Here is a 12,361-nt window from a genome sequence, read left to right on the forward strand (position 1 = left end):
GGTGTCATCTTCAGGATCCGCTGAGGCGTTCCTGCAAAACCGCGATTTCATCGGCGAGTGCCTGGGCCTGTTTCTGCACGCGGTCGAGCGCAACCTTCATGCTGTCGAGATCCGTGTTGTCCTGGTCTTCGGCAAAAGGAGGCGTGCCCCGGCCGACAAGAAGCCATGTCGGGCTGACATTTAGAACGCCCGCCAGCAGCACCAGTTTGTTGGAACGCGGTTCGGAGCGATCGCTTTCCCAGCTCTGCATGGTCGAGGTCTTGATCCCGAGGCGGCGGGCAAGCTGAGCCGTCGACAGCCCGGAGGCGTCGCGCGCCTTGCAGATACGCTCGCCCAGAGTGTATTCGCTGCTTCTTGTCGACATGACTGAACTCCCGTCGCGACCGGTTCGATCCGTCACCAAATGAACGGTTTCGTCCGGCAGGAACGGAACATTTTTTCTGAAATGATGGGTCATGGCGCGCACACTTGCATGTTCCGCCTGTGCAGTGCAACAGCTGCCGGGCGATTTGTCGCATTGAGAGTGTGTCGCGGCGGGATTGCGCAAATTGCTCGTCAAAAATAACGGTTTCGGTCGGCGCTCAGTATTCCCGTTCGAAGAAAATACCGGCCTTTGATTCACCGTCCGCACCGACTTCACCGCGTACTTTCAGCCCGCGATCGAGATCGATGTCGACCTTGACGCGGCTGGAGCCGGACCCGGTTCCCTGTTCCACGCCAAGATAGATGTTGTCGTTTATGTATTTTCCGACAGCGACGGACGGTCCGTCTTCGCCATCTGTGTTGATATCGATCGCATCCAGTCCGAGCGATTTCCTGAGCGTTGCAAGCGGACCGCTGTCGCTTCCTCCCGTAAGGGTCGCGATTGCGGCTGCAAGACTGGCTATTTGTGTCGCCGAAAGATTACCAACGCTCTTGCCGAACAGCAGAAGGGCCAGAACCTCGTCCTGAGGCAGTTCGGGCGAGGATGTGAACGCGATTTCCGGATCGTCCGCCTGGCCGCTCACGGTTACCGTAATGGTTGTGTCGTTGACGGTTGTCGTTGCCGCGAAATCGATCAGCGGCGTCAGCGAACCATCGAAGGTGGCGCTGCCGCGCTGGAATGTCAGACGGCGGGTCAGGATATCGAGCTGCCCGCGCTTCAACGAGAAGGCCCCGATGGCCTGCGGGTCCGCGGTCGTGCCGACCACCTTGAGATTGCCCTGTAGTTCCGCATCGAGGCCGCGGCCCCTTATGAAGATCCGGCCCGGGGCCTTCAGCACTATATCAAGGCGCGGCGGAACCGATTTCTGCTCGGCCTGCGACTGTTTGGGTTCGCCGCCGAGATCGGCCACCTGTTGCCGGATCGCCTGGGAGGCATTCACGTGCTTCACCTCAACGGGCGGGATGGCACCCGGGAGATATTCGGGGATCGAGACATCTGCCTTGTTGATGGTGACCGTTCCGCCGATCAGCGCCGAGTTCGACGCGGAGGCGAGCGGTCCGGTAATCTTGATATCCGCATCGACTTCCGCCGTGACAAGACCGGGATCGACGTAACGTCCGCGATTGAGTTTGAGGGCAAGGTCGGCGGGAAATCCATTGTTCATCCCGACGGTTCCGGATGCGGCGAGCGAACCGCCGGTGGCGAGTTCCCCCGTGATCGAATTCAAGGAAGCCTGTTCCTGTGTAACCGTTGCCGTGCCCGCAATGTTCTGAACCGTCAGACCTGTCGACAAGCTGGTGACCTTGAGACCTGAGGGCGTCGCGGTAATCTGGTATGTCGGCGCACTCGTGGAGCCTCCGACATTGCCCTTAAGGGACACGGCTCCGTCACCCCGTAGGCCGGCCTCGAGCAATGGACGCTTCAACGCGTTGATCGGAACCGTTCCGTTGAGTGTGATTGCAAGCGCATTGGGCTGCGACAGTCCCACGGTCCCGGACGCTGAGAAGGTGAGGCCGTTCGGGTCACTGACCGTTGTTTCCTGGGAAACCTGATTGTCCTTCAGCGTGCCTGTTGTCTTCAGGGCGAGCGTGGAAAGGCCGTTGTTCTTGAGTTCGGTTGCCGTCAGGCCCGCACCCGTGATCGACCAGGTCGCTTCCGGCGAAGACGAACTGCCCTGGGCCTTCACAGAACCGGAGAGTGTCCCCCCCAGCCCGAGAGAAGGCACAAAGGCGTTGGCGAGATTGAGCGGCACGGCATTCAGCTCTGCGGACATGTCAAGCGATTGTCCGGCGGTTCCTGAAACGGCCAGCGATCCGTCACCGAGCTTGAGCCGGAGCGGTTGGATGTCGGCATTTCCACCCGCATACGAAATCCGTGTTGCCTCGAGGAGCTGGCTTGCCAGGCCCTGATACCGCATCGACAATTCGGACAGGTCGACAACGTAGCTGTCGGTGGCGGGTTGGGAAACCCGGGCGGCTAGGGAAAGCCCGTCATCGCCGCCCTGGTCAATCTTGACATCCGCATTGATCGACGTGCCGTCTCCCTCGGGCTTTGCAAGCAGCCTCACCGCGTGGACTGGCGTTGCGTCCGTGATCAGATCGGAGAGCTCGACATCGGCGGTCGCCGTTTGCGGAGAGTAGGGAGCAGCAATGTCCGCTTTCACCTTGACGCTGCCGATGCTGAGAGACGGAACATCTATGTCGGAACCGGTGAGATCGATTGCGAGTTTCTTCGCGTCCGGATCGGCAAGCACGCGTCCCTTCAACTCGCCGCCGATCTCAGTCAGGACGAGGGGAGACAGCGACGCAAGATCAGGGGCATTGATCTCAAGGTCGCCCTTCAGTGTCTCGACGGGCTTTTCCAGATCGGTAATCGCGAGTGCGCCTGTCACCGTGTTTCCGGCAAGCTTCACTGAAAGCGGGTTGATGTCTGCGCCGCCATTTTCGCTTTTGAGTTCGATGTCGACGGCAATCGGCTGGCCCTTGAGGCTGGCCGTGGATGTCACTTTGGCGCTCGGCGCGGCCATGTCCGCGATCGCTGTCGCGGTGAACTCAAGCGCATCCAGCGGCGTCCCGGCAAGCAGGATCTGTTCAGACGATGCATCCAGTTCGACATTCAGCGCATCGATGGCCCCGGACGTTTTGGCGGAAAGCGTTGCGGCTCCGGCAAGTTGCGCATCGAGTTTGCTCAGATCGGAAAGATCTAGCGAGACATTCGAAGCAAGCTCCGATTTTTCATAACGCGCGTTTCCGTCAATCGCGATAGCGGCGTTTTTGACGGAAAGGCTCTCCAGCGTAACATCGTCCACGCCCTCGAGCGTGACAACGGCGTCGAGCTGGGTCGAGCCGGCCATCAGCGCGTCCGCCTGGGCAATCCCCGTCACCACGTCCCGCGTCGCGACGGCCGCTGTCGCCTTGCCGGAGACGTCGACCGGGTTCAGATCCGCCGTGAACGTTGCCGAAACGCTTCCGCCGAGATCCCGCTGCGCAAGCTTCGAAAGGACACCGAGGTCGGAAAGCGAAAGCCGGCCCTGACCGGAAACACTGCTGGCGGAAAGCAACGTGTCGGTAAGGGCGAGCGCGGCCGCTGATGAGGTGAACGCAAGATCGGATATCCGGGCCTCCTGCGCGCTTCCGTTGGCCGTTCCCGACGCCTTGAGCGACAGGTTGCCGGTGAGCGGTTCTGTCTCGGCTGTCTGACCTTCGAGATCGGCGACCGAGACTTCAACGTCGAAGGGGGAGGTCAGGACATCCGCTTGCAGATTGGCACCGGAGCCGCTGGCTTCAAGCCGGATTGCGCCTGTCCTGGCTTCGGTCGTCTGGAACGAGCCCATACCGATCTTTGCCGACCAGTCCGCATCTGACTGGCTGCCACTGACCGAAAGCACCGCGTCGACGGGCCCGAAAACGATACGCCGGTCACCAAGATCAAGGGCAATGAGGGCATTGTCCCCGGCATTGACCGATATTTTGGCCCCGGCGTTGATGTTTTGGTCGGCAAGATCCGCTGACGCATCCAGCGCCACGGTTCGGGTTTTGAGGTTGATATCAGCCGAAACAGGAGCGAATTCGGACGTGAAGCGCGCGCTGCCGGCCGCGTTTGTCGTACCGGCCAGAAACGCCTTTGCCTGCGGTGGTGCGAGCGGCTCCAGGTCTCCGTCCAGATCGAAGGTCAGGACCCGTTCCGTCTCGCTCTCTTCAAGATTGGCGGACCCGGTTACCGTTGTCCGGCCATCCAGAGCAATGCCGAGATTGGCTGCCCAGTCGGTGAGCGGACCGCTTCCTTGCAGTTCCAGACGGATCGAGGGAAGATCCGGAACTTCAAGAAGGCGTGCTGCCATTCCGCCTCGGGGTTCCGACAGGGCAAGATCGAAGGCAAGTGTTTCCGCGGAAGGCTCGAATTCGGCGCTGGCATTCAGCGTTGCATCGATGCCATCCACCCGCTGAACGTCGAGTTTTCCAGAAACCAGGGCCGGGTCGCGCACGAACGCGCCGGAACCGGAAACCGAAACAGAGACCGGTTCGCCGATCACGGGAGCGCCGACATTGATCTCGCGAAGTTCCAGCGTGTTCAGTGAGATATCAAGCGGCAGAGCAAAGCCTCCGGACTGCTCGCTCGTCCCGGTCTCGCTTTCGGAAGATGCTGCCGGTTCGGAAGAGGGGAGCCGGTTGAGATCCATCCTGTCAGCCGTGAATGCGGCGACATCGAGCGTTCCGGACAGGAGTTGCAGCGGATTCCAGTTCAGCCCGACTTGCTCTGCCTCGAACCAGACACCCTGCTGATCGGCCAGCGAAACGTCCTCGACTGCCGCGTTCAGGCCGAAGCTGAGATAGAGCCCTTCGATCTTGATGGTCTGTGTTTCGCTAGAAGCAACCGAACTGACAACATTGGAGACAAGATTGCGGCCGGAGGGAACCTGAAGAATCGCGATCAAAAGCAAGGGAATCGCGACAACGAGTGCGATGATAAATCCGAAAATACGTAAGGTCAGGTTCAAAAAACGCATGTGGATCAGAAGTTTCTACTGTCCGGTTCTGTGCAGCTGATTAATTTGTCTTCGCGGGTTTAGCCGGTTCGGCAGCATCAGGCGAGGGAGCCGCACCGTCGAACATGTGGTCATGGTGCCAGGGTCCTAGAAGGCCTGACTCAAGCCCACATACAGCGCGAAGTCCGGATCATCCTTGCCCGGGTCGAGCGGAATCGCGGCGTCAACACGAAGCGGGCCGATGGGTGTAAAATACCGCAAACCGGCACCGACGCCCACCTTCAATTCCTCTGAAAAATCGGGAACACTGTCTTCATAGGCATTTCCGGCGTCGACAAATCCGACAACGCCGATGGTTTCCGTTACCCGGACCCGGACTTCTCCTGACAGTTCTACCAGGGAGCGTCCGCCGACAACCTCACCATTTACCCTCGGGCCGACATTGCGATAGGCGTAGCCGCGGATGGAGCCGCCACCACCGGCAATAAGACGGCGGCTTGCCGGAACCGATTCGATCGACGGTGCGAAGATCGACCCGAGCGAGACCCTGCCGGCCAGAATGAACCGCTTGGCCTTGTCCAGCGCGTAATAGCTGGAAACCGTGCCTTTCACGAAACCCATCGCGTTGGAATTGAGCGTGTCATAGGCCGGCTCGGCGAAGACCGCCGCAAACACACCCTTGGACGGGTTGAGCTTGTCGTCCCTGTTGTCGAATGTGAGATCGGCAGGCAGACCGACGAGCAGATATTCGTTCTCGCCGAATGCATCTTCCTCGTCGGCAAAGAAAACCTCTGCGCCCGCTCGGCCCTTGAGGGTGTCTGAAAATTCGCGGTTGAGAAACGCATTGAAGGTCGCGGTGCGGCTCTTGTAGGCGTCCGGATTCTCCTGTCTTGCCTCAAGGCTGGTGGAAAAACTCGTCAGAGGGCCGAAAACGCCGGGTTTTTCAAACGCGATCCGTGCCGAATATTCCTGGTTTTCAAAACTCTCGGTGCCGATACGGCCAACAGAGCCTTCGACGGAAAGCAGTTCGCCGCGGCCAAAGAGGTTCCGTCGGCGCCAGTAGGCCTCGACACCGAAGCCCTCGGTGCTCGACCAGGACGCACCGGCACCGATCACATGCCGTTTGCGTTCGCTGACCTCGATCGTGATCGGAAGAGTGCCGTCAGGTCCTGCAATGTCGCCCTCGACAAAACGGATGGAGGAAAAGATGCCGAGATCGTTCAGCCGCTTGCGGGCGCGCGCAATATCCTCAGGGGAATAGATGCCACCTTCCGGCAACATGGCCTGCTGTTTGACGAAGTCCGGATCGGTGACCTCGGTGCCGTTGACGGCGACCGGACCGAACCGCGCCTGCGGTCCCGCATCGGCCACAAGCGCAACATCGAGCCTGTTGGAGCTGTGATCGGCGGTAATCCGTCGCTCGGCGATCTTCGCCTTCGGATAACCGCGTCCGCGCAGGAGGGCGACAATACGTCCCTCTGCGGAGAGGATCTTTCCCGACTCTGCAGGCTCACCCTGCGTCAGACCCCAGAAAGAAGGGTCCGTCGACAATTCGCTCGTGTTTGAGGAAATCGAAACGTTGCCGAAGGTAAACACCGGGCCCGGGTTGACCAGGATGGAGACTTTCACCGGACGAGCGTTGGGCAGGTCGCTTTGCTCAAGCGCGGTTTCCAGCGGAATGCCCGCCAGTTTGATGGACACGGTGCCGCCGTAGCGGCCTTCCGAATAAAGCTTTGCAACGAGCCGCTCGCGGTCGGAAAGCGCGCGGGCGATCAGGCCTGCCTCACCGGATGGCGGTTTGTCCTGCTGCTGAACGAGAAGGGAAGCGCCCTTCAGATCGCCGGTCAGGTCTTCGTCACCTGTCGAGACGGCGAGCTCAGCCTCATACGGGGTCGGGTCAGGAACCGCTTCCCCCTGTTCTTCTTCCTCACCGCCAAAGGGTTTCCACCCGAAAATCTCGAATGCGGTGGCGGGAACAACGGGCAGCGCGAGGCACAGGAGCAACGTTGCGATTGCGGCAGCGGACCTGGAAACACAAAAAGGGCCGGCCGCCAAACTGGCAACCAACGTCCTTGGTGCGGTTGAAACCGCGCTCCGGGAAGTCCCGGAGAAGCAAGACGGTAGACCCTTCACTAACTGCCGCCTGACGGGTTGGTCCGACCGGCCTTTTGAATCAAAAGACACATCGGCCGGACTGCTTATGCAGCCCTACAATTGCAAGCGTATGCTGCCATGGTTAAATCTTGCTGAATCTTGATAGATCATGATGACTGTCTGAAAGCAAGAGAGAAGGCAGTGCAACGGCTTGGCGGAATAAGTTGAAGCGGTTCTGTTCGTGAACCAAAACTCATTTCCCTTAAGGAAAAATACCAACACGCCGGACAAGTCCGGCGTGTTTTACTGTCCATCGAAGGGTCTTTGCACTCAGAACAGGGGGTCTTCTTCGGGAAGTCCCATCAGCCGCCGGGCGGCTGTCAGCGTATTGACCATGAGCATCGCGATCGTCATCGGACCGACGCCGCCGGGAACCGGAGTGATTGCCCCGGCATGGTCCACGGCCTCGTCAAAGGCGACGTCGCCGACCAGCCGCGATTTGCCTTCACCGCGTTCCGGTGCCGGTATCCTGTTGATGCCGACATCGATCACCGTTGCACCGTCCTTGATCCAGTCGCCCTTGACCATCTCCGGACGGCCGACAGCGGCGACCACGATATCCGCGGCGCGCACCACGTCTGGCAAATCTTTTGTGCGGCTGTGGGCAATTGTCACCGTGCAGCTTTCCTGTAGCAGCAGGCTGGCCATCGGTTTGCCGACAATGTTGGAGCGGCCGACAACGACCGCAGTCTTGCCGGACAGGGAATCGCCGAGCGTGCGCTTCAGGAGCACCAGACTTCCCGCCGGGGTACACGGAACAAGCGCGCTGTCGCGTTCGCCGGCAGTCAGAAGACCGACATTGACCGGGTGGAAACCGTCGACATCCTTTTCCGGGCGGATCAGGCGCAGGACCTTGCTTTCATCGATGTGGCCGGGCAGGGGCAACTGGACCAGAATCCCGTGAATTTCCGGATCGTTGTTGAGCTGGTCGACCAGCGCCAGCACCTTCTCCTCGCTGGAGGCGGCATCAAGTGTGTGCTTGACCGAATGAAAGCCGCAGGCTTCCGCCGCGCGGTCCTTGTTGCGCACATAGACCTGGCTGGCCGGGTCTTCACCGACAAGCACGACGGCGAGCCCCGGACGTTTCCCGCTTTCTTTCAGAAGAGCGGCTGCCCTGCGCGTGATTTCATCGCGCACGGATTCCGCAATGGCTTTGCCATCAATGATTTGGGCCTGGGGCATTCAGCCTCCTTGTCGCTGATACGATTGGAACAACAGAATTCGGCGAACAGCTATAGAATGGCCGTCGGAATTGAAAAAGGCAGATTGCGTCGTTTCTTACTCTGGTTTCGCCACGGCAGCGGTTCGCATCTTTCAGCCGCCGCGCGCAAATCTCTCCAGTTCCGATATCGCACAGACGATATGGTAAAGCGAACTGGCAGGGGCCGGCTCGTCGGCAAAACTGCCGTCAGGCGCCAGTTTGTCGAGGTAAAGTCCTGCCGGTGCGTTCTTGAAATAGACGCGCAAGGCTGCGACCGATGCCGGAATATCGGCGAGATAGGCTTCTTTCTCCGGACCGGATGAAATTTCGGCCAGTGCGACCGCCGCCTTGATCCATTCGGTCTGCCCCCAAAGGCGGGCAACCGGGTTCTCAACGGTGAAATCGTCGTTGAGCGCCATGAAGGTGACGCTCCGGTTTTCATCGATGCCATACGTCCAGGCAATGTCGTAGAGGCGCCTTGCGGCAACCAATGCACCGGCGTCGTCCCGGGACCGGCCCCATCTGCACAAAAGCCAGGCCCATTCGAACTGGTGGCCGGGTTCCATGATCCGGCCCTTGTCGCCGGGCATCGGTGTCCAGTCCAGATCGAAGAATTCCCTCAGGCCGCCGCTGACCGGATCTATGAAGCTGTTCATCGCAAGCTCGGCAATCTCGTCCGCAAGCTCGGCCCAGACCGGATCATCGGAAACCGCTTCCCAGGCGAGACACGCTTCGAACAGGTGCATGTGCGGATTGGAGCAAAGGGGCGGCTTGTCCGGATTTGCTTCCCTGAAACCCGCCTCGCTGTGCCGGTAGTTCTCCAGAAGGTAATTCAGCAGATTGGCGGCGTGTTCTTCCGCAAGCGCTTTCCGGCTTTCAACGGACGCAGCGATATTCGCGAAACCGAACAGCGCAAAGGCCTGATTATAGAGATCGAATGTGTCGTTCGTGATCTCGTTTTTCAAGTTTGCCGCGGCGGCAATGTAGCCGGCCTTCGTCAGATAGGTGTTTGTAAACCAGTCGAACAGGCCCGTTGCGATCTCTTCAGCCGGGCCGTTCCATCCCAGCCGAGCGCCTTCCAGAAACGAATAGATCTGCCGGGGCACGATACGTGCCCGGCGTGGCACATCGATGGCTTTTCGGTCAACGAGGTCGATGGCTTCGAAACATTCGCCCCGGGAAAGATCGACACCCTCGGCAAGCCAGATTGGCAGGGCCTCGTCATTCTGCCACTTGATGAGATCGGCGGACAGCTGCCTGATCGGCCCGGGGCCTGCGTTCTGGGATGCCATTTGTGTCCTCATGCCTGGGTAAGACGGATGCTCGAAGAGAATCGGATTGAAACCGGTCAGGACGTTTTAGCGAAAAAGTTCAAAGAAAGAAAAACACCGGACTTCGCGCGCGCATCTGCTTGTACCGGTGACATGAGGAGTGTCCCGGCGCGGGCCGGGACACCGTGTGCCGGTTCAGACATTGCTGTCCGGGAAAGACGCCTTGCGCTCGGCCATGAAGCTGACAAGAGCGTCGTCGATGGCCGGGTCCAGCTCAGGGCCGGTATAGGACCTGAGCATTTCCTTCCATTTGCCATTGGCCCTCTTGGCAGCATCGAGTTCGCCGTCCGCGAGCCACTGTTCGTAGGAATTGTTGTCGGCGATTGAAGACCGGTAGAAGGCGCTCTCGAAGTTCCGCTGGGTATGGGCTGCGCCCAGGAAGTGCCCGCCCGGGCCGACTTCCTGCAGGGCATCCATTGCCAGGGTTTCGTCATCGACCTCGATCCCTTTCGCCAGCACGTGCATCATGCCGAGCTGGTCGGCATCCATGACGAACTTTTCGTAGGACGAACACAGCCCGCCCTCCAGCCAACCTGCGGAGTGGAGAGCGAAGTTCACACCCGACTGCAGCGTCGCCAGGATCGTCTGCGCCGATTCCTGCGCAGACTGGGCATCCGGCAGCTTGGACGCGGTGAAGGAACCGCCCGAGCGGAAGGGCAGGTTGAGCCGGCGTGCCAGCTTGGCGGCCCCGTTCAGAAGGAGCGAGCCTTCCGGGCTGCCGAAGGTCGGTGCGCCGGACTGCATGGAGATGGAGCTGACAAAAGCGCCGAACACGACAGGTGCACCGGGGCGGATGAGCTGTGTCAGTGCGCATCCCGCCATCGCCTCGGCCAGGACCTGGGACAGCGTTCCGGCAACGGTGACCGGGCTCATGGCGCCGGCCAGGATGAACGGTGACACGATGCAGGCCTGGTTGTTCTTCGCATAGACCTTCAGCGCGCCCAGCATGGTGGCATCGAAGACAAGCGGCGAGTTCGCGTTGATCAGCTGGATCATGACGCAGTTCTGGTCGACGAACTCCTCGCCGAAGGTGATCTGCGCCATCTTGACGGAGTCTTCCGCGCGCTCAGGGGCGGTCACCGAGCCCATGAACGGCTTGTCGGAATACTTGATGTGCGAATAGACCATGTCGAAATGGCGCTTGTTCACCGGAAGGTCCACCGGTTCGCAGACCGTCCCGCCCGAATGGTGCATCCAGGGAGACATGTAGGCCAGTTTCACGAAATTGCGGAAATCCTCGATCGTGCCGTAGCGGCGGCCCTGATCCAGATCGGTCACGAAAGGAGGCCCGTAGACCGGCGCAAACACGAGGTTGTTTCCGCCGATCTCGACGTTGCGGGCCGGGTTGCGGGCGTGCTGGGTGAACTGGCTTGGCGCGGTCTTCAGGATCTCGCGCAGCATGTCTTTCGGAAACCGGACACGCTCGCCGTCGACATCCGCGCCGGCGTCCTTCCAGATCTGAAGCACTTCCGGGTCTTCGCGGAATTCCAGTCCGATTTCCGCAAGAATGCGATCCGCATTCGCCTCGACCTTCAAAACGCCCTCTTCGCTGAGGACGTCGTAAATCGGCAGTTTGCGGGAAATATAGGGGACAGCCTGGCCGGCCGGACCCGCTTGCCTGCGCTCGCGGCGGGCGGATCGGCCTCTGCGGCCCGACGGGGCGGCGTCTGACATCATTCAGCTCCAAGGGTGGTGTTTTGAGTTGTGCGTAGTCTTTCTCAGGCGCAAGTGCAACCCGGCTCCAGATGCGTCGCACTTTGCCATAAATGCGTCATGTCCCTGTCTTGATCGAACTTAAGCTGCCGGTGCCGGGAAGCGCGCAGTTTAGCACTCTTGAAGGAAAGCCGTTTGAAATTCGGCTCTATGGCTACCTTCGGTTCGTTCCAGCCTCGATTGCCGCGTCGCCGATGATTATCGCATCCGCCCGATCCGGTATCTTTTTCGCGCTTCCGTTTTCGCGCAAATGGAGCCGGATCACCTCTGGCAATTGCGCCAAAACTTAAGGTGTCCAGAGGTGGCGATCTGGACACAGGCCAGCCTCCAACCGGCGTCATGCCATGGCTCGACCCACCGCTGTCCGCTTTAACCCGGCAATGATCTATTGCGGCGATCCCTGGTCGATGAACTTGTCATCCCTGCTGAAGCGGAGCGGAAGGAAGGGAACCAGTACCCTCTTGTTTCTCCATCTTCCTCTAACCTCCGGCGACACGGCGTACTGGGTCCCGGTCTTGCCGCATATGCGTCAAACCGGGACGACAAATCCGGGGAGCAAGTCTGTATCCCGACTTTGTGTCGATCGGAATTATGAAGCTTTCTCAACGGCATAAGTTCGATTGCAACTTCTAAACTGGACAGCAGTGGGCTCGACCAAGGCATCCAGGCCGTTTCGCCACCGTTTCACGGTGTTCGTGTCTGTTGAAGCGTCAGGGCATGGATCGCCGGATCAGGTACCTGTCACCGCATTGAAACTCAGCCAGGACGGCACGGCCGACCCGTCTGCCAGGGTGGCCGACAGGGTGAGCAGGTCGCCGTCGGCATCGGTAAAGGCATCTGTGGGGATGGTAAAGCTGACGGAGGTGTCCTCGTCGAAGGACTGATCAACAAGAGGGGCGCCTATCTCTGGACCGAAGTTGAAGCTAGAGACACCGACAGCGTCGGTCTCAGACGCGGGATCAGCGTTGCCGTTGCTTTTGCCTATGTTATTGATTTCCATGTCTCCCGCGGCATTTGCGAAACCAAAGACGGGTATGGTGCTCATTGTCCTG

7 protein-coding genes are annotated in these 12,361 nt (G+C 59.9%); all 7 read right to left on the reverse strand.

Annotated features, from left to right (window positions below):
- Positions 1–10 precede the first annotated feature (10 nt).
- Positions 11–364, reverse strand: a complete 354-nt coding sequence (locus RBB49_RS14980; RefSeq protein ID WP_306143648.1) for a helix-turn-helix domain-containing protein — start codon at positions 362–364, stop codon at positions 11–13.
- Positions 365–581: 217 nt separating this feature from the next.
- Positions 582–4,931 carry a translocation/assembly module TamB domain-containing protein gene (locus RBB49_RS14985; protein ID WP_306143649.1) on the reverse strand — a complete coding sequence of 1,450 codons (4,350 nt, stop codon included), beginning with the start codon at positions 4,929–4,931 and terminating at the stop codon, positions 582–584.
- A 126-nt stretch (positions 4,932–5,057) separates the two neighbouring features.
- Positions 5,058–6,965, reverse strand: coding sequence for an autotransporter assembly complex family protein (locus tag RBB49_RS14990; protein WP_306143650.1), 1,908 nt, complete (start codon positions 6,963–6,965; stop codon positions 5,058–5,060).
- Between the two features lie 369 nt (positions 6,966–7,334).
- Entirely contained in the window at positions 7,335–8,246 is a 912-nt protein-coding gene (gene folD / locus RBB49_RS14995; protein WP_306143651.1) for a bifunctional methylenetetrahydrofolate dehydrogenase/methenyltetrahydrofolate cyclohydrolase FolD, read from the reverse strand.
- A gap of 132 nt (positions 8,247–8,378) precedes the next feature.
- Positions 8,379–9,557, reverse strand: coding sequence for an AGE family epimerase/isomerase (locus RBB49_RS15000; protein ID WP_306143652.1), 1,179 nt, complete (start codon positions 9,555–9,557; stop codon positions 8,379–8,381).
- Positions 9,558–9,731: 174 nt separating this feature from the next.
- Positions 9,732–11,270, reverse strand: a complete 1,539-nt coding sequence (locus tag RBB49_RS15005; RefSeq protein ID WP_306143653.1) for a trimethylamine methyltransferase family protein — start codon at positions 11,268–11,270, stop codon at positions 9,732–9,734.
- Positions 11,271–12,039: 769 nt separating this feature from the next.
- Positions 12,040–12,354: a putative Ig domain-containing protein gene (locus RBB49_RS15010; protein ID WP_306143654.1), complete on the reverse strand. Its 315-nt coding sequence runs from the start codon at positions 12,352–12,354 to the stop codon at positions 12,040–12,042.
- Positions 12,355–12,361: the final 7 nt, after the last annotated feature.

It is taken from the genome of Roseibium sp. MMSF_3412 (assembly GCF_030733265.1).
Lineage (GTDB): Bacteria > Pseudomonadota > Alphaproteobacteria > Rhizobiales > Stappiaceae > Roseibium.